14 protein-coding genes and 1 pseudogene are annotated in these 18,857 nt (G+C 71.3%); 1 reads left to right on the top strand and 14 read right to left on the bottom strand.

Translation table 11 applies throughout. The features are described 5' to 3' along the window. From O3W51_RS29345 to O3W51_RS29330, 4 genes and pseudogenes are all read right to left on the bottom strand, one after another. Window positions 1–593, bottom strand: a pseudogene (locus tag O3W51_RS29345) (hypothetical protein); the annotation flags it as partial. Window positions 594–815: 222 nt separating this feature from the next. Next, window positions 816–1,595 (bottom strand): TIGR03936 family radical SAM-associated protein, encoded by a 780-nt coding sequence (locus tag O3W51_RS29340; RefSeq protein WP_138357744.1) that lies wholly within the window; start codon window positions 1,593–1,595, stop codon window positions 816–818. A 383-nt stretch (window positions 1,596–1,978) separates the two neighbouring features. Then, window positions 1,979–3,448 carry a hypothetical protein gene (locus O3W51_RS29335; RefSeq protein WP_269287737.1) on the bottom strand — a complete coding sequence of 490 codons (1,470 nt, stop codon included), beginning with the start codon at window positions 3,446–3,448 and terminating at the stop codon, window positions 1,979–1,981. Window positions 3,449–3,538: 90 nt separating this feature from the next. Continuing rightward, complete coding sequence (locus O3W51_RS29330; RefSeq protein ID WP_269287735.1) at window positions 3,539–5,005, bottom strand: APC family permease; 1,467 nt, start codon at window positions 5,003–5,005, stop codon at window positions 3,539–3,541. Between the two features lie 146 nt (window positions 5,006–5,151). Between O3W51_RS29330 and O3W51_RS29325 the strand changes: the two genes are divergently transcribed. Then, window positions 5,152–6,345, top strand: a complete 1,194-nt coding sequence (locus tag O3W51_RS29325) for an ROK family transcriptional regulator (protein ID WP_244809170.1) — start codon at window positions 5,152–5,154, stop codon at window positions 6,343–6,345. A gap of 23 nt (window positions 6,346–6,368) precedes the next feature. Here O3W51_RS29325 and O3W51_RS29320 read toward each other — a convergent pair whose 3' ends face one another. From O3W51_RS29320 to folC, 10 genes are all read right to left on the bottom strand, one after another. After that, the gene (locus O3W51_RS29320) at window positions 6,369–8,294 is read right to left on the bottom strand and encodes a TIGR03960 family B12-binding radical SAM protein (protein ID WP_269287734.1); all 1,926 of its coding nucleotides are present in this window, start codon (window positions 8,292–8,294) and stop codon (window positions 6,369–6,371) included. A 100-nt stretch (window positions 8,295–8,394) separates the two neighbouring features. Continuing rightward, window positions 8,395–9,915 (bottom strand): CYTH and CHAD domain-containing protein, encoded by a 1,521-nt coding sequence (locus O3W51_RS29315; protein WP_138357749.1) that lies wholly within the window; start codon window positions 9,913–9,915, stop codon window positions 8,395–8,397. Between the two features lie 83 nt (window positions 9,916–9,998). After that, window positions 9,999–11,195, bottom strand: a complete 1,197-nt coding sequence (gene rodA, locus O3W51_RS29310) for a rod shape-determining protein RodA (RefSeq protein WP_138357750.1) — start codon at window positions 11,193–11,195, stop codon at window positions 9,999–10,001. Further along, window positions 11,192–13,405, bottom strand: a complete 2,214-nt coding sequence (gene mrdA, locus O3W51_RS29305; RefSeq protein ID WP_164295732.1) for a penicillin-binding protein 2 — start codon at window positions 13,403–13,405, stop codon at window positions 11,192–11,194. Before mrdA ends, rodA begins: the two co-directional genes overlap by 4 nt. Window positions 13,406–13,480: 75 nt before the next feature. Continuing rightward, complete coding sequence (mreD, locus tag O3W51_RS29300) at window positions 13,481–14,110, bottom strand: rod shape-determining protein MreD (protein WP_198357359.1); 630 nt, start codon at window positions 14,108–14,110, stop codon at window positions 13,481–13,483. Window positions 14,111–14,112: 2 nt separating this feature from the next. Next, complete coding sequence (mreC, locus tag O3W51_RS29295) at window positions 14,113–15,060, bottom strand: rod shape-determining protein MreC (RefSeq protein WP_138357753.1); 948 nt, start codon at window positions 15,058–15,060, stop codon at window positions 14,113–14,115. A 128-nt stretch (window positions 15,061–15,188) separates the two neighbouring features. Beyond that, window positions 15,189–16,214, bottom strand: a complete 1,026-nt coding sequence (locus O3W51_RS29290) for a rod shape-determining protein (RefSeq protein WP_138357776.1) — start codon at window positions 16,212–16,214, stop codon at window positions 15,189–15,191. A 310-nt stretch (window positions 16,215–16,524) separates the two neighbouring features. Further along, the gene (gene ndk / locus O3W51_RS29285) at window positions 16,525–16,938 is read right to left on the bottom strand and encodes a nucleoside-diphosphate kinase (RefSeq protein ID WP_138357754.1); all 414 of its coding nucleotides are present in this window, start codon (window positions 16,936–16,938) and stop codon (window positions 16,525–16,527) included. A gap of 50 nt (window positions 16,939–16,988) precedes the next feature. Continuing rightward, on the bottom strand, window positions 16,989–17,324 hold the full coding sequence (locus O3W51_RS29280; RefSeq protein ID WP_138357755.1) for a DUF4233 domain-containing protein: 336 nt from the start codon (window positions 17,322–17,324) through the stop codon (window positions 16,989–16,991). Window positions 17,325–17,333: 9 nt separating this feature from the next. Then, window positions 17,334–18,821, bottom strand: coding sequence for a bifunctional tetrahydrofolate synthase/dihydrofolate synthase (gene folC / locus O3W51_RS29275; RefSeq protein ID WP_232485012.1), 1,488 nt, complete (start codon window positions 18,819–18,821; stop codon window positions 17,334–17,336). Window positions 18,822–18,857 lie beyond the last annotated feature (36 nt).

The raw sequence follows: 18,857 nt of genomic DNA, 5'->3' as shown, positions 1-18,857 counted from the left end.
GGCGCGGGCGGCGCGGGGGCGGCGGGCGCCGCCGCGATGAACTGCGGAGCCGGGGCGGGCGCGGCGACCTTGCGGGTCGCGCGGCGGCGGGCCCGGGTCGGGGCGGCGGGGTCCACGGCCGGCTCGGCCGGTGCCTCGACGGCGGCCGGGGTCTCGGCGGCGGGCGCCTCCTCGACTGCCTGCGGGGCCTCGGACGGCGCGGTGACCTTACGGGTCGCACGACGACGGGCGCGCGGCGGCGCGGCGGAGGTGTCCGGGGCGTCAGCGGCCTCGGCCGGGGCTTCGGGCGCGGCGGCCGGTGCGGCCGCCGGGGTCTCGACGGCGTCGGGGGCCGCGGGGGCACCGGCCGGGGCCGTCACCGTGCGGGTCGCGCGACGACGGGCGCGCGGCGGCGCGGCGGAGGTGTCGGTGTCCTCTGCGGACGCCGGGCTCGCGGCCGGGGCCTCGTCGGCGGAAGTGGCCGGTATGGCCGGCGCGGCGGGCGGGCCCGCCGGGCGGGAGACGGCGCGGCGGCGACGGCGGGGGGCCGTGGCTTCTTCGCTGGTTGCGGCGCCGGTGTCCGGCGCCTCGTTGGGCTCGTTGTGATCGAGCATTCGGGCAGTGCTCCCGTCATGCTCCCGGGCGCCGCGCTCTGTTCCGGTGGCGGCGGGCCGCGACGTCGGTCGTGGTGCCGCTGTCCGGGGGCGCGGGCGCCGCACGGGAGCTGTTGTCTCGCTCGTCGGCACGCCTGTGACGGGCCGACGAAAGTCTTATGAGGTCAGCGTCACCGGGCCCGGGTGGCTCCCTGGCGCGTCGGCAACACGTCGACGGCGTTCCTACGCGGAAGCTTCCCCAGCCTTCGGCGGGGAGTCCCCACTCGGCACCGTCGCGGCGTCGCGATCTGGCGCGAGCGGGTCGGTGACCGTCCCGGACTCTTCGTGGAGCGGCCCCTGCGCCAGCCTGGTCACCGCTGCGGGGACCGGCGGCGCGAGGTCGGCCGTCACACGGAGGCCGGACAGGACGTCGTCGGGTCGCACGGCAGGTGTCAAGTGCCGAACAACTAGCCGCAGTATCGCACAGGCGACAGGCTCGGGCCTATCCGCACCCTGTTCGAGCGCGTCAGCCGGCATGACCTCGAGCCGGGTGACGGCGTCGCGCGCGTCGAAGGCGCGCATGCCGTTCTTGGTCTTCCGCTCGACCTGGACGGTCTCGGCGGCGAGGAAGAGGGCGACCGCACGCTCCGCCTCGGCCGGCTCGACGCCGTCGAGCCGGAGCTGCCATACGGAGGCCTGCAGCCGCTCGGCGAGGCCGGAGGTACGGGCCTCCACCGCTTCGGTGATGTCGAGCCCGGTGGGCAGCGACTCGTCGAGCAGCAGTCGCAGCTTCTCGGGGTCGCGGACCTCGGTGAGGCCGATCTCCAGGTACTCGGCCTCGCTGCCGACGCCGGTGGGCGCGGCGTTCGCGTACGAGACCTTGGGGTGCGGGGTGAAGCCCGCCGAGTACGCCATCGGCACCTCGGCGCGGCGCAGGGCCCGCTCGAAGGCGCGCTGGAAATCGCGGTGACTGGTGAACCGGAGGCGGCCGCGCTTGGTGTAGCGCAGGCGGATGCGCTGCACCGTCGGTGCGGGCGGTGGGCCTTCGGGCTGTCGCTTGCCCAGTGTCGTTCAGTCCCTCGTACGTCTGCGGAGGCCTTGTCGGGGCCCGTTTGTCATACCCAAGGTTACGCCGCGTCGCGCACAGGTGATGACGGGCGGTGCGGAGCAGCGGGCCCGCGGGGTTTCGGCCAAATCTCATCCTCGCCTCCGGCCACCGCCATTCGCATCTCGTATGCGTAACGGGTCTGGACCGGAACCGTTCCGTGGGACCGGTCCGCACCGCCGGGTCGAGATCGAACTCACCAACGAGGAGCGGGCCGCCCGGGCGTTCCTCGTCGGCGACCTGGCGTACGGCGTCGGCATCCGCCGGCTGACGACGGCGCCCCGCCGGGTCCCGGTCCCGCTCAGCGATGGCCCGGCGGGACGCGCTTGCCGAACTCCGGGGCGCGCTTCACGAGGTCCGGGACGGGCGCCGCGCTCTGCTCCGGAAGGCGCGGGGCGCTCTTCGGCGCCCCGAACAGCATCCGGCGGGCGTCCGCCCGGGCCTCGCGAACGGTCACACGGACGGTGCGCAGCGCGTCCTGAACGATCTGCCGGGCCTCACCGACCGCCCGTCCGACCGGCGCGAGCACTTCGCGCCGCGTCCAGCGGCCGACGGCGCGCACGGCGTCGGCGGCCGGCACGAAGACGGTGTGCCACACCCAGCGCGCCGGATCGCCGATCAGGGTCCGCGCCAGCCACTTCAGCCCGCGCCCCACCGCCCGCGAGATGTACCCGGCGACCCGCCAGGCATGGCCGAGCGCGGCGGCGATCTCCCGCCCCACCGGGGCCAGTACATAGCGGTAGAGGGCCACGACGGGCACCACGAGCAGATACCGGAGCAGCCAGCCGACAGCCGTGCCGACGGCCTCGGCCGACCAGGTGAGGGCCGTGCCGAGCGCCCGCACCGACCACCCTGCGGCCCGGCCCAGCGGCGTCAGCACGTACCGGTGGAACGCGACCACCGGCACCACGAACAGCACCCGCCCGAGCCACACCGCGGCGGTGCCGGACGCGCGAGCCGTCCGGACCGCGGCATGGCCGAGCGGCGTGAGTACGTAGCGGTAGAGAGCCACGGCCGGTACGGCGACCAGGTAGCGGAGCAGCCGGCCGGCGGCCGTGCCGAGTGCCCGCACCGACCACCGTGCGGCGTGGCCGGCCGGCGTCAGCACGTAGCGGTACAGGAGCACCAGCGGAACGACGACCAGCACGCGCAGCAGCCACCGCACGGCCGCGCCGGTGCCGTGGCCGGTGGCCGCGAGGGCGGCGGCCAGCGCGCGGGCGGCGGGGGCCAGGACGGCGGTGTGCAGCAGCCGCAGCGGCCGGACGAGGAGGTGGGTCACGAGCAGGACGACGCCGGTCCCGAGCAGCCGGACCAGCGCGGCCAGGCCGGATCCGGCGGCGCGCAGCGACCACGTCACGCCCCGGCCGAACGGCGTCAGGACGTAGCGGTACAGGGCGCCGAGCGGCACCACGACCAGCGTGCGCACCAGCCACCGGGCGGTGGTGGCGGTCCCCCGGCCGGCCGGGACGAGTACCGCCGTCCAGAGCCACACCAGCGGGACGGCGATGAGGACGCGGCCCAGCCGGGCGAGGGCGCCGCCCAGCCACCGGAGGGCGCGGCCGGTGCCGCGGGCCACGGCGCTGAGCGGTTCGACGACGACGCGCCGCCAGAGCCAGCCCAGGCCGGCGCCCAGACCGCGGCCCAGGGCGGCGAGCGCGTCCCACGCCATCCGCACCGGAAGGATCACGACGAGCGCGAAGATCCGCACCGGCATGCGTATCGCGACCGTCAAGCAGCCCTGGCCGGTGTCCCGTTCCCCCGTCACGCTCATGCGCGCACGGTACGTGACGCCGGCCGGAACCCAGAAGCGGAGGGCCCCCGGGCAGCTCGCCCGGGGCCCCGCCCTACGTCCCCGCGTCCGTCAGACGGCCGCCGGCGCGGTGTCCTGCTCGGTGTCGGAGTCGATCCCCTGGAGGTACTCCTCGGTGATCTCCTTCGGCCCGAACGGCCAGACCTTCTCGAAGCGGGCCCACAGGAGGAAGGCGACGCAGCCGAGGGCGACCCACGCCAGGGACCACTCGATGGGGTGACGGCCGGGCGAGTTCTTGTCCGCGTAGCCGTAGATCACCAGCCAGCCGACGAGGGCGATGATGCTCGGCAGCGGGTAGAGCCACATCTTGTACGGCCGGTGCAGACCGGCCTGGCGGCGGCGCAACACCGAGACCGCGAGGATCTGCGCGAGCGCCTGGACGATCACCATGACGGTGGTGAGCAGTTGGATGAGGGTGGCCAGATCGGTGTGGCGGCCGATGAGGAAGCCGATCGCGGTGATGACGCCCATGGTGGCCAGGCCCAGCATCGGGAAGCGGTGCTGGGCGTGCAGCTTCCCGTACTGGCGGAAGAAGACGCGGTCACGGGCCGCGTCGTAGGGCACCCGGGAGCCGCCGAGGAGTCCGGTGAAGACCGAGGCGAAGGCCGTGATGAGGATGAGGACGGTGACGGTGTCGGCGGCGCCCTTGCCCCAGGTCTTCTCCATGACCGCGGAGGCGACCGACGAGGAGGCGATGTCGTCGGCGTTGAGCATCCGGTGCCAGTCGATGACCCCGAGGGTGCCGATCTGGAGCAGCAGGTAGATCCCCATGATGCCGAGGATCGAGAAGATGATGGAGCGCGGCAGGATGCGCCCGGGGTCCTTGATCTCGGCGCCCATGTACGCGGTGGTGTTGTAGCCGAGGTAGTCGTAGATGCCGATGGTGAGACCCGCGGCGAAGCCGATCCAGAAGGTGTGGCTGGTCAGTTCGAAGGCGTGCGCGGGGTAGGTGAAGGCCAGGTCCGCGTCGAAGTGGGTGAACGCGGCGAGGATGACCAGCGCGACCGACAGGATCATCACGCACCACATGACGGCGGTGATGCGGGCGATGTGCTCGATACCGCGCCACAGCAGCAGGACGACGAGCGCGATCATGCCGAGACCGACGGCGTCCCCCGCGTTCTGGCCCATGTCGGGGGCCAGATAGCCGAGGTACTGGACGAAGCCGACGACTCCGGTGGACATGATCAGCGGGATGAAGAGCATGGCCGTCCAGACGAACAGGAACGGCATGAGCTTGCCCGAGCGGTACTGGAACGCCTGCCGGAGGTAGACGTACGAGCCGCCGGAACCGGGCATCGCCGCGCCCATCTCGGCCCAGATCAGACCGTCGGCCAGCGCCAGCAGGGCGCCGGCCAGGAAGCCGATCACGGCCTGCGGCCCGCCGAACGCGGCGACCATCAGGGGGATGGTGACGAAGGGTCCGATGCCGCACATCTGGCTCATGTTGATGGCGGTGGCCTGGAACAGGCCGATACGGCGGACAAAGCCGCCGGCAGGTGGCGGGGAGCCGGACACGGTGCCTCCCTGGGCAGGTGACGGGGACGGGGAGCGGACTGCCGTTTCGCCAGTGCAGGGGTTCGCCTCGGCGCCGGGCGTGCTTAAGTTAAGTACCTTTACTTGATGCGTCAAGGGGTCACGGCGATATGCATGAGAATGGTGCGATGAGCAGCAGCGACGGTGGTGCGGAACAGCCCTGGAACCGACAGCGACTGCGCAGCACCAACGAGCGGCTCCTGCTGGAGCGGCTGCGGACCGGGGGCGTCGCCTCCCGCGCCCAACTCGCCCGCGAGACCGGCCTGTCCAAGCCGACGGTCTCCAGCGCCCTCGCCTTCCTCGAACTGGCAGGACTGGTCCGCGAAGCCGGCCTGCACACCCCCGAACGCGGCCGCGTCGCCGTGCTCTACGCCCCCGACGCGTCGGCCGGCTACGCGCTCGGCATCGACATCGGCCGCGCGTGGCTGCGGGTCGCCCTCGCCGACCTCGACGGAACGGTCGTCGCCCGCGCCGACGTCCGCAACCGCGCCCGCAGCTCCGCCGCGATGGCCGACCTCGTGGTCGCCACCTCCCACCAGGTCGTCGCCGACTCCGGCGTCCCCCCCGCCAAGGTCGCCCACGCGGTGGTCGGCACCCCCGGCGTGTACGACGAGACGCAGCGCCGGGTCCGCTACGCCCAGCACCTGCCCGGCTGGGGCCGGGCCGGCCTCTTCGACCGGATGCGGGACGAACTCGGGGTACCGCTGGCCGTCCACAACGACGCCAACCTGGCGGCCCTCGGCGAGTACACCTTCGGCGTCGGCGCGGGCAGCAAGCTCTTCGTCTACGTCATGATCGGCACCGGGCTCGGCATGGGCGTGGTCTCCGAGGGCCGGCTGTTCACCGGCGCGCACGGCGCGGCGGGCGAGATCGGCTATCTGCCGTGGGCCGGCCCCGGCCACCACCGGCCGGACACACCGGACACCCTGGAGAGCGCGGTGGCGGCCGACGCCGTCGTCCAGGCCGCCCGCGGGCTGGGCATGAGCGGCCCGCTCACCGCCAAGGACGTCTTCGACGCGGCACGGGCCGGCGACGTCGCCGCTGTGGCCGCCGTCCGCCAGGAGGGGGAACGGCTCGCGCACACGGTGGCGGCGGTGGCGGCGGTGCTGGATCCGGACCTGGTGGTGTTGGGCGGGGGCGTGGGTCACAGCGCGGACCTGCTGTTGAGCACGGTCCGGGACACCTTGCGGGCGCTGACACCGCTACGACCGAAGGTGGTGCCGAGCGCCCTCGGAGAGGACGCGGTGGTTCTGGGCGCGGTGGCCACCGCGCTGGGAACAGCACGGGATGTGGTGTTCGAACAGCGGTCGGCATCGTCCTAGGACGATGCCGACCGCTGCGGTTGCTACTTGACGACCGTCAGCGGGAGCAACTTCTTGCCCGTCGGGCCGATCTGGATGTCCAGGTCGAGCTGGGGGCAGACGCCGCAGTCGAAACACGGGGTCCAGCGGCAGTCCTCGACCTCGGTCTCGTCCAGCGACTCCTGCCAGTCCTGCCACAGCCAGTCCTTGTCGAGGCCCGAGTCCAGGTGGTCCCAGGGCAGGACCTCTTCCTCGGTGCGCTCGCGGGTGGTGTACCAGTCCAGGTCGACCCCGGTGCCGGGGAGCGCCTTGTCGACGGCGCGCATCCAGCGGTCGTAGCTGAAGTGCTCGCGCCAGCCGTCGAAGCGGCCGCCGTCCTCGTACACCGCGCGGATGACCGCGCCGATCCGGCGGTCGCCGCGGGAGAGCATGCCCTCGACGATGCCCGGCTTGCCGTCGTGGTAGCGGAAGCCGATGTTGCGGCCGTACTTCTTGTCGTTGCGGATGGCGTCCCGCAGCTTGGCGAGCCGGGCGTCGGTCTCTTCGACGCCGAGCTGGCCCGCCCACTGGAAGGGGGTGTGCGGCTTGGGGACGAAACCGCCGATGGAGACCGTGCAGCGGATGTCGTTCTGCCCGGTGACCTCGCGGCCCTTCTGGATGACGTTGCGCGCCATGTCGGCGATCTGCAGGACGTCCTCGTCGGTCTCGGTGGGGAGCCCGACCATGAAGTACAGCTTCACCTGGCGCCAGCCGTTGCCGTACGCGGTGGCGACCGTACGGATCAGGTCCTCCTCCGAGACCATCTTGTTGATGACCTTGCGGATGCGCTCGCTGCCGCCCTCGGGGGCGAACGTGAGGCCGGACCGGCGCCCGTTGCGGGTCAGCTCGTTGGCGAGGTCGATGTTGAAGGCGTCGACCCGGGTGGAGGGCAGCGACAGGCCGACCTTGTCCTCCGTGTAGCGGTCCGCGAGGCCCTTGGCGATCTCACCGATCTCGCTGTGGTCCGCGGAGGAGAGCGAGAGGAGGCCGACCTCCTCGAAGCCGGTGGCCTTGAGGCCCTTCTCGACCATCTCGCCGATGCCGGTGATGCTTCGCTCCCGCACGGGGCGCGTGATCATGCCGGCCTGGCAGAAACGGCAGCCGCGGGTGCAGCCGCGGAAGATCTCGACGGACATCCGCTCGTGGACGGTCTCCGCGAGCGGGACCAGCGGCTGCTTCGGGTAGGGCCACTCGTCGAGGTCCATGACGGTGTGCTTGGAGACCCGCCACGGCACGCCCGAGCGGTTGGGGACGACGCGGGAGATCCGGCCGTCCTCCAGGTACTCGACGTCGTAGAACCTGGGGACGTACACCCCACCGGTCTTCGCGAGCCGGAAGAGCACCTCGTCACGGCCACCGGGACGGCCCTCGGCCTTCCAGGCGCGGACGATGTCGGTGATCGCCAGCACCGCCTGCTCGCCGTCGCCGATCACCGCGGCGTCGATGAACTCCGCGATCGGCTCGGGGTTGAAGGCCGCGTGGCCGCCCGCGAGCACGATCGGGTCGTCGAGCGTGCGGTCGGCGGCGTTGAGCGGGATGCCGGCGAGGTCCAGCGCGGTGAGCATGTTGGTGTAGCCGAGCTCGGTGGAGAAGCTCAGGCCGAACACGTCGAACTCCTTGACCGGACGGTGCGCGTCGACCGTGAACTGCGGAACCTGGTGCTCGCGCATCAGGGCCTCCAGGTCGGGCCACACGCTGTACGTGCGCTCGGCGAGGACGCCCTCGCGCTCGTTGAGCACCTCGTAAAGGATCATGACGCCCTGGTTGGGCAGGCCGACCTCGTACGCGTCCGGGTACATCAGCGCCCAGCGCACATCGCAGGCGTCCCAGTCCTTGACGGTGGAGTTCAGCTCCCCACCGACGTACTGGATGGGCTTCTGGACGTGCGGGAGAAGCGCTTCCAGACGGGGGAAGACCGACTCGACAGGCATCAGAGATGTCTTTCATCAGCGGGCAGGGTGACCCTCAAGACTAGCGCGCCTTCGGAGTCGCCTTCGCCCGGTGGAAATCCCGGCCGTGCGCCGCACCGGATCACGGCCGGAGATCGGCCTCGCGCCAGCGCTCCGGGAGCTGCTCCTCCACCTCGATCGCGCGGGCCCGCTCCAGCTGGCTGAGCGCGCCGTACGGGAAGGCGCTCTCGCCCGCCGCGACGGCCTCCCCGGCCAGCCGGGCGATCGCGACCCGGCACATCACGCTGTCCTGGTGCTCGCCCAGCAGCTGCTGGACGGACTTCATCCGGGCGGTGTGCTCCTTCGCCGGGGAGCCGAGCACCGGGCGGGCGGCCTCGGCGCAGTAGCGGGCGCGCTTGGCCGCCTTGCGGGCCTCGTGCAGCGCCAGATCGCGCTCCTGGCCGCGTTCGACGGCCATGGCGGCCTCGACGAGCCTCCGCAGCCGCCGGTGGTCCCGGCGTACGGCCTTCTGCAGCGCGGGCGTCGCGGCCGCCTTCGCGCCCTCCAGGTACGGCGGGTCCGAGAGGAGTGCCTCGACCGTGTCCAGCACCTGGAAGTAGTGCGGGCCGCCGAGCACCCGCAGCACGGCGGCGTGCGTCTCGCCGTGCGCCTTGGTGCCTTCCGCGAGCAGCCGGCTGCGCAGCGTTTCGTCGATCAGGTCCGGGGCGAGCTCCGTGAGCCGCTCCTGCAGCCGCTCGGCCAGCACCTCACGGTCGCGCTCCGTGCCCAGCACCGCGCCGAGCCACTTCAGCTCCTCGCCGACCGGGTCGGTCACGGCCCGGTCCAGCTCCCGGCGGAAGGTCTTCAGGGCGCTGCGCGCCCGCCGGGCCGCGACCCGCATCTGGTGCACGGCGTCGGGCTCGGCCCGCCGGACCTCGGGGTCGAGGGCGATGAGGGCCCGCAGCTGCTCGTACAGATAGGCCAGCGCGGCGTCCCCGGCGGTGAGGATCTCGGCGGGCGGTCCCGGCGGGACGATCGCCGCCGTCAGCCGGTCGCCGAGGGCGCGGGCGAGCTTGGAGGGCGAGTCCGAACGGTGCAGTCCCACGGCGGCCAGCCGCTGCTCGACGGCGTCCAGGAGCGCGGGCTTGCCGCCGACGAGTTCGACCTCGAACTCGGTCCAGGTGATCGCCACGGCCTTGCTCGCCGGGCCGGCTCCCAGCAGCTGTGCGGTGACGTGGTCGTGGGCGATCTCCGCCAGGGGCTCCCCCGCCGCGTCCAGCAGATGCTGCCGCTCGCGGTGGTTCTTGAGCCGCACGACGGGGATCAGCCGCCGCCCCCGGGTGTGCACGGCCACCTCGGCGGCCAGGTCCTTCGGGACGGTGCGGGTCGCGCGTCCGAGCGGGGCGTGCACCTCGGTGCGGGTGTCGGCCTCGGTGGTCGGCAGTTTCAGATGCCAGCCGGCGTCGTCCCCGCCGGTGCGGCGGCGCAGGGTGATCCTGCGGGCCGCGAGGCGCAGGTCCTCGGTGTCGAAATAGACGGCGTCGAGTTCCGCCGGATCCAGGTCACAGCTGCTGACGACCTTGGGCAGCCCGCTGAGATCGGGCTGCTCGAACCGGCCGTCCGCTTCGTACTTGCGCTCGGTCTCCCGCACACGCTTACCCATGAAGGGAACGTAGTCGCGGGTTCCGCTGCGGGCAATGGCGCGTACCTTGCCACCGGCCGGTTCGTTCCGGCCAGTGGCGGCGATCAGGCGGACATCGGGCGCTGTATCCGGACCGCCTGGAGCAGTCCGATGGCGATCCAGATCGCGAACATCGACGAGCCGCCGTACGACACGAAGGGCAGCGGCAGGCCGGCGACCGGCATGATGCCGAGCGTCATCCCGATGTTCTCGAACGCCTGGAACGCGAACCAGGCGACGATGCCGGCCGCGACGATCGTGCCGTACAGGTCGGTGGCGCTGCGGGCGATCGCGCAGGCCCGCCAGACGATCAGCCCGAGCAGGACGATGATCGCGGCGGCCCCGGCGAAGCCGAGCTCCTCGCCGGCGACGGTGAAGACGAAGTCGGTCTGCTGCTCGGGCACGAACTGGCCGGTGGTCTGGCTGCCGTGGAAGAGCCCCTTGCCGAACAGGCCGCCGGAGCCGATCGCGATGAGCGCCTGGTGGGTGTTGTAGCCGACGCCGGCCGGGTCCAGGGCGGGGTTGGCGAACGCCGCGAACCGGTCGACCTGGTACTTGTCGAGCACGCCGAGCTGCCAGATCAGCGCGGCCCCCACCGCGCCCGCCGAGATCAGGCCCAGCACCCAGCGGTTGGAGGCGCCGGAGGCGAGCAGCACACCGAGGATGATCACCGCCATCACCATCACCGAGCCGAGGTCCGGCATCAGCATGATGATCGCTATGGGCAGCGCGGCCCAGATCAGGGCCTGGAGGACGGTGCGGTGGTCGGGGTGCACGCGGTCGCCCGCGTCCACCCGCGCCGACAGCAGCATCGCCATGGTCAGGATGATGGTGATCTTCACGAACTCGGACGGCTGCAGCGAGAAGCCGCCGCCGATCACGATCCATGAGTGCGCGCCGTTGATCGTGGTGCCCAGCGGGCTGAGCACCGACAGGATCAGCAGCACCGAGATCACGTAGAGCACCGGCACGACACCGCGCAGCCGGCGGTGTCCCAGCGCCACGACGCCCGCGGCGAGGCCGAGGCCGATGCCGGTGTTCATCAGATGGCGCAGCAGGAAGTAGTACTGGTCGCCGTGGGTGAGGTTGGTGCGCCCGCGGGTCGCCGAGTAGACGAGCAGCGTGCCGATCGCCGACAGCGCGAGTGCGGAGCCCAGCAGGACCCAGTCCATCCGGCGCAGTATCGAGTCCCGGGCGAGCAGTTTGCCCAGGGTGCTGCGTTCCGGGGTGAAGCGGCGGATCGTGTAGCCGTTGGCGGTCATGAGACGTACCTCCGGCCCAGCAGGAGCTTGTCGTCGCGGCCGGGGGCGAGCGCGGCGAGCACCGGGCCGCCGGCGGGCGCGGAGGGTGCGCCGGACGACGGGGCGAGGGTGGTGACGGCGGACGCGGCACGGACGACGGAGCCGTCGTCGGCGAACTTCGGCAGCTTCGTCTCGGGGGTCGGCAGCAGCGCCTTCTTGCTGTCGATCGAGCCGTTGGCCTGGATGCCGTACATCGCCTCGTAGATCTTGCGGATCGCGGGTCCTGAACCGCCGGAGCCGGTGCCGCCCTGCGAGATCGTCATGACGATCGCGTAGTCCTTGGTGTACGTCGTCAGCCAGGACGTCGTCTGCTTGCCGTCGACCTCGGCGGTACCGGTCTTGGCGTGCAGCTGGATCTTGTCCTGCGGCCAGCCGGAGAAGCGCCAGGCGGCGGTACCGCTGGTGATGACGCCGGCGGTGGCCTGGTTGATGTACTTCAGGGTCTCGGCGCTGTCCGGCAGCTTGCCGGTGGCCTTGGGCGCGATCGGCTTGATCGTCTTGCCGTCCGCGCTGACGATCGCCTTCCCTATGGTCGGCTGGTAGAGCGTGCCGCCGTTGGCGAGGGCCGAGTAGATCCGCGCCATCTGGACCGGGGTGACGAGGGTGTCACCCTGGCCGATCGCGAAGTTCACCGAGTCACCGGCGCGCATCACATTGCCGTCGACGCAGTTCTCGCGGGCGATCTGGGTCGCGTAGTCCTGCTTGTTGGTCTTCCCCTCCCGGCACCAGTAGTCCACGTTGGCCTCGAAGTAGGCCTGCTTCCACTGGCGGTCCGGGACCCGGCCCTTGACCTCGCCCGGCAGGTCGATGCCGGTCTTGGCGCCCAGGCCGAACTGGTGGGCGGTCTTGTAGAAGAAGTCCTTGGGGTTCTTGGGCTTGGTGCCGCCGTCCGCGAGCCACTGGTTGTACGAGAGCCCGTAGAAGACGGTGTCGCAGGAGATCTCCAGCGCCTTGCCGAGGTTGATCGCGCCGAAGCTCTCGCCCTCGAAGTTCTTGAACACACGGCCGCCGATGGTCATCGACGAGGTGCAGGGGTAGGCGCCGTCGAGCGGGTATCCGGCGTTGACGGCGGCCGACGTGGAGATCACCTTGAAGGTCGAGCCGGGCGCCGACAGGCCCTGGATGGCCCGGTTCAGCAGCGGGTAGTTCGAGTCCTTGCCGGTCAGCTGCTTGTAGTCGGCCGGCGAGATGCCGCCGACCCACGCGTTCGGGTCGTACGTCGGGGCGCTGGCCATCGCGATGACCTGGCCGGTGTGCACGTCCATGACCGTGACCGCGCCCGAGTCGGCCTTGTAGTTGGTGCCCGTGACGGTGTCGAAGGTCTTGCGGGCCTCCACCATCGCGTCGTTCAGCTCCTTCTCGGCGACGGCCTGGACGCGCGAGTCGATGCTGGTCACCAGATTGGCGCCGGGTTCCGCGGGCGTGTCACCGGCCCGGCCGATCACCCGGCCGAGGTTGTCCACCTCGTAGCGGGTCACGCCCGCCGTACCGCGCAGCGCCGCGTCGTACTGGCGCTCCAGGCCGGAGCGGCCGACCTGGTCGGAGCGCAGCAGCGGCGTGCCGTTCTTCTGCGAGGAGGCGATCTCGTCGTCCGTGACGGGCGAGAGGTAGCCGAGCACCTGTGCGGCGTTGGCCTTGCTCGGCGCCGGGTAGCGGCGGACGGCGGTCGGCTCCGCGGTCACACCGGGGAAGTCCTCGCGGCGCTCCATGATCTGCAGCGCCTGCTGGGTGGTGGCCTTGTCGGTGATCGGGATCGGCTGGTACGGCGAGCCGTTCCAGCAGGGCTGGGGGGTCTTGGCGTCGCAGAGCCGGACCTTGGCGATGACGTCGGCGGGCGGCATGGCCAGCACCGCGGCGAGCCGGGTGAGGACGGCCTTGCCGTCGTCCTTCTGCTTGAGCAGCTCGGTGCGGCTGGCGGATACCACCAGCCGGGTCTCGTTGTCGGCGATGGGCACACCGCGCGCGTCCAGGATCGCCCCGCGGACCGCGGGGGTCACGACCTGCTGGATGTGGTTGCTGGCGGCCTTCTCGGTGTACTCGTCACCGTTGCGGATCTGCAGGTACCACAGGCGTCCGCCGAGGGTGAGCAGCAGGGAGAAGACGAGGATCTGCAGGATGACCAGGCGGATCGTGACGCGGGAGGTGCGGCCGGTCTCGGGAATGTTAGACATCGGCGCGCGGCGCCTTCCTCGCGGGATTCGTGGCGGTGGGGTTCCCCGTGCCGGAGGCCAGGGGAGGGCGGGCGCTCACAGCCTGCGGCCTCCCTTGGCGATGGAGCCGACCCGGCTGCCGCGGCCGACCCGGCCGAGCAGGCCGGCGCGCTGGCTGCCGATGCGGCTGCCGTAGCCGCCGGCCGCGTCCTCGGCGAGCGGGTCGTGGTCGAAGCGTCTGGCCAGTGCCATGACCAGCGGGACGATGAACGGGGCGAGCAGCAGGTCGTAGACGGCCGCGGTGAAGATCAGCTTGGCGAGACCCACATGGGCCCCGGCGGTGTCGCCGACCAGGGCGCCGACGCCCGCGTAGAGCAGGGTGCCGCCGATGGCCGCCGCGACGACGACGAGCATCGGCATGGCGGCGGTCCGCAGCTGCCCGGTCTCGGGCTTGGCGAGGCCCGCCAGATAGCCGATGACGCACAGCACGAGCGCGTACCGGCCGACGGCGTGGTCGGCGGGCGGTGCCAGGTCGGCGAGCATGCCGGCGCCGAAGCCGACGAGTGAGCCGCCGACGTGGCCGTAGGTCAGCGCGAGGCCGAGCACGGTGAGCAGCAGCAGGTCGGGTACCGCGCCGGGCAGGTGCAGCCTGGCGAGCACGCTGACCTGGACGACCATCGCGACGACGACCAGGACGGTGGAGAGCAGGATCCGGTTGAGTCGCATGGTCAGCTCCTGGTGGTGGGCGCACCGGAAGGGGTGGCGCCCGGTTTCCGCGCCGGCGGGGCGACCTTGGCCGCGGTGGGCGACGGCGTGGGCTTCGGCGGCAGCACACTGTCGCGCGGGTCCGTGCGCGGGCCCTCGACGACGACGCCGACGATGTCGAGCCGGGAGAAGCCGACGTACGGCTCGACCTGGACCGTACGGGTGAGGCTGCCCGCGGACGGGTCGATCGCGACGACCCTGCCGACCGGGACGCCGGGTACGAACGGCTTGCCGGCCTGCGAGCCGAAGGTGACCAGCCGGTCGCCCTTCTTCACCTTGGCCTTGCCGTTGAGCAGCTGGACGCGCATCGGCCGGTCGCCCTGGCCGGTCGCGAAGCCCAGTTCCATCGAGCCCTCCATCCGGGTCCCGACGGTGAAGTCCGGGTCGTTGGCGAGCAGCACGGTGGAGGTGGAGGGTCCGACGGTGGTGACCCGTCCGACCAGGCCTTCGCCGTTGATGACGGTCTGGTCGCGGAGGACGCCGTCAGCGCTTCCGGCGTCGATGGTGACCGTCCAGGAGAATCCCTGGGCGGCTCCTATGGCGATGATCTGAGCGCCCTTGATCGCGTACTGGCCGGCTCCCGCGGTCTTCAGGAGCTGGTCCAGTTCACGGGCCTTGTTGCGGGTGATGTCCTTGCTGCCGAGCTGCTGCTTGAGCTCCGCGTTCTCGCGTTCCAGGCGGCTGATCGTGCTGTGCCGTCCCCCGGAGTCGCGCACCGCGGAGATCGCGTTGCCGACCGGGTCGACGGCGGACGCCACACCCTTTTCGACAGGTCCGAAGGCCGAGGCCGCCGCCTGTCGGGGGCCGTCCATCGGTGACTGTTCGCCGCCGCGGATGTCCACGGTGATCAGTGCGAACGCGATCGCGATCAACAGCACCAGCAGAAGCCGGCTCTCTCGTGTGTCCCTCACGGGCGCCAGTCCGTGCCTTCCTCGAACGGACCGGTCGGCTGCGGTCCCCGGCCGGTCGAAGTGTGTGACGCAGTGAGAACGATCCCGCGTGCCGGCGGGCAGTCACCCGCACGCAGGACCTTGCGAACTCATCTGCGCGGCTGGGCGTCCAGAACCTGCTGCAACGCCTCGAACTCCTCGACGCACTTGCCGGCGCCGAGCGCCACGCAGTCCAGCGGGGATTCCGCGATGTGGATCGGCATTCCGGTCTCGTACCGCAGTCGCTCGTCCAGCCCGCGGAGCATCGCTCCTCCGCCGGCCAGCACGATGCCACGGTCCATGATGTCGCCGGAGAGTTCGGGCGGGCACTTGTCGAGCGTCGTCTTGACCGCGTCGACGATCGCGTTGACCGGCTCCTCGATGGCCTTGCGGACCTCGGCGGCCGAGATCACCACCGTCTTGGGCAGGCCACTGACCAGGTCACGGCCACGGATCTCGGTGTGCTCGTCCTTCTCCAGCTTCGGGTCGAAGGCCGACCCGATGGTGAGTTTGATCTGCTCCGCGCTGCGTTCGCCGAGCAGGAGGCTGTACTCCTTCTTGATGTGCTGGATGATCGAACTGTCCAGCTCGTCGCCGGCGACCCTGATGGACTGCGCGGTGACGATGCCGCCGAGTGAGATCACGGCGACCTCGGTGGTGCCGCCGCCGATGTCGACCACCATGTTGCCGGTGGCCTCGTGGACCGGGAGCCCGGCGCCGATCGCGGCGGCCATCGGCTCCTCGATGATGTGCACCTGGCGGGCGCCGGCCTGGGTGGTGGCCTCGATGACGGCGCGTCGCTCGACCCCGGTGATGCCGGAGGGCACGCAGACGACGACGCGGGGGCGGGCCAGATAACGACGCTTGTGGATCTTGAGAATGAAGTAGCGCAGCATCCGCTCGGTGATCTCGAAGTCGGCGATGACGCCGTCCTTCAGCGGGCGGACCGCGACAATGTTTCCCGGGGTGCGGCCGATCATCTTCTTGGCCTCGGCGCCGACCGCCAGGATGCCGCCGGTGTTCGTGTTGATGGCGACGACCGAGGGCTCGTTGAGGACGATCCCGCGACCCCTGACGTACACCAGCGTGTTGGCAGTCCCGAGGTCGACAGCCATGTCACGGCCGATGAACGACATGTTGTTCGCCATGTGGATACGTCTGGCCTTCCCGAGCTTGAGCGGAGATTCCATCGTAGTCGCGCCCCACGGGGCACGGGGTCCGGGGTTCCGACGTCATTGTCATCAGAACACACAGCGTCCGCTGGTAATGGTGACGACGTGCCGGAGAGATTGGTTCCCGATAAAGCGTTGCATATGCCGGAGGCGACCGGATTTCCCCGGTCGCCTCTGAGCTGATTGGGCGTCAGTCGACGAGCCTTCACCGCAGTTCAGAAGGGGTACAGCCGGTCAGCGCATACACCCGGAAGCGGGACGGCGGGCCGATTGTTCAGACCAGGCCCGGGAAGAAGAGCTTGATCTCCCGCTCGGCGGACTCCGGGGAGTCCGAGGCGTGGATGAGGTTCTCGCGCACGATGCTGCCGAAATCCCCGCGAATGGAGCCGGGGGCGGCGGCGATCGGGTCGGTGGGGCCGGCCAGCGCCCGTACGCCCTCGACGACGCGCTCGCCCTCGACGACCAGCGCCACGGACGGGCCCGAGGCCATGAACTCCATCAGCGGCTCGTAGAACGGGCGGCCGACGTGCTCGGCGTAGTGCTGCTCCAGGGTGCCGAGATCGAGCGTGCGCAGTTCGAGGGCGCCGATCGTCCAGCCTGCCTTGCGCTCGATCCGGCCGATGATCTCGCCGATCAGGCCGCGGCGGACGGCGTCCGGCTTGAGAAGGACAAGGGTGCGCTGGCTCACGGTACGGCTCCTACTGACGGTGACGGGTATGACGACATTACAAGGCGTGGTCAGGCCACCTGCGCCGAGTGCCTCGCCTTGGCCTCGTCGATCTTCCGGCCGTAGTGGACGGAGGCCCACCACAGGGCCGCGAAGACCACGCCCAGGAAGTACATCGTCCCGACCCAGTAGCCGCTCACGACCAGAGCGATCTGCAGCGCCCAGCCGACCGCGAGGGCCCCGGGGCGGGACAGCATGCCGCACAGCAGCACGCACAGCAGCATCCCTGCGCCGCACACCGCCCACACCGTGCCGGCCGTCAGATCGTCCTGCTTCATCGCGACGAGACCGGCGAAGCCGATCACGAAGAACTCACCGATCAGGGTGCTCGCGCACAAGGTCCGCATCGTGCCGCCTCACTTCCGGCCCAGCAGCAGCCGGGCCTCTCCCACGGTGAACACCGATCCGGTGACCAGCACGCCCGCCCCCGAGTACGCGCCCTCGTCCTCGGCGAGGGTGATCGCGGCCTCGATGGCGTCGTCCAGCCGCGCCTCGACCTGCACCCGGTCGTCCCCGAAGACCTCGACGGCCAGCGCCGCCAGCGCGTCCACGTCCATCGCCCGGCTGGTCGAGTTCCGGGTCACCACGATCTCCGCGAGCACCGGCTCGAACGCCTCCAGCAGCCCGCGGACGTCCTTCTCCGCACTCGGACCGACGACCCCCACCAGATGGGTGAAGTCGAAGACCTCGCTGACCGCGGCAGCCGCCGCCCGCGCGCCGGCCGGGTTGTGCGCGGCGTCCAGGACGACGGTCGGGCTGCGCCGGATGATCTCCAGACGGCCCGGCGACGTGACGGACGCGAAGGCACCGCGGATGGTGTCGATGTCCAGCGAGCCGACCCGTGTGGTGCCGATGCCGAAGAACGCCTCGACGGCCGCCAGCGCGACCGCGGCGTTCTGCGCCTGGTGCTCGCCGTGCAGCGGCAGGAAGATCTGCTCGTACTCGCCACCGAGGCCGCGCAGTGTCAGCAGCTGGCCGCCGACCGCGATCTCGCGGTGCACGACACCGAACTCCATGCCCTCGCGGGCCACCGTCGCGTCGACCTCGACGGCGTGCTTGAGCAGCACGGTCGCGGCGTCGACGGGCTGCTGGGACAGCACGACGGTCGCGTCCTTCTTGATGATCCCGGACTTCTCCACGGCGATCTCGCCGGGCGTCGTGCCGAGCCGGTCGGTGTGGTCGAGCGCGATCGGGGTGACGACGGCGACCGAGCCGTCGATCACGTTGGTGGCGTCCCAGCTGCCGCCCATGCCGACCTCGACGACCGCGACATCGACGGGCGCATCGGCGAAGGCCGCGTAGGCCATCGCGGTGAGCACCTCGAAGAACGACAGCCGGTGCGGCTGCGCGTCGTCCGTCATCTCGATGTACGGCTGGATGTCGCGGTACGTCTCGATGAACTTCTCGGCGCTGATCGGCTGCCCGTCCAGGCTGATCCGCTCGGTCATCGCCTGCACGTGCGGGCTGGTGTAGCGGCCGGTGCGCAGATGGAAGCCGAGCAGCAGCTGCTCGACCATGCGGGCGGTGCTGGTCTTGCCGTTGGTCCCGGTGATGTGGATGGCCGGGTAGGTGCGCTGCGGCTCGCCCAGGATGTCCATGAGTGCGGTCATCCGGTCGAGCGACGGCTCCAGCTTCGTCTCGGGCCAGCGCCCGGTCAGCTCCCCCTCGATCTCCCGCAGCTCACGCTCGGTCGCGGGGTCCTTGGGCGGGGCCGGTACGCCGTCGTCCGGCGTGAGCGGGACGGGCGTGCGCAGGGTACGGCTGCCTGCCTCGATCACCGCCATGTCGGCTTCCCGGACGGGCCCGCCGTCGGGGGCGTCGTCGTCCGGGGTCTCGTCGAACAGGTTTGCTGCCGCGTCGTCGTTCTGGGGGTGCTCGCT

Origin of the sequence: Streptomyces sp. H39-C1, from assembly GCF_027158125.1 — a bacterium.
GTDB lineage: Bacteria > Actinomycetota > Actinomycetes > Streptomycetales > Streptomycetaceae > Actinacidiphila > Actinacidiphila fildesensis.
The sequence above is the reverse complement of the archived record's forward strand: the minus strand, read 5'-3'. Positions and strand labels throughout refer to the sequence as shown.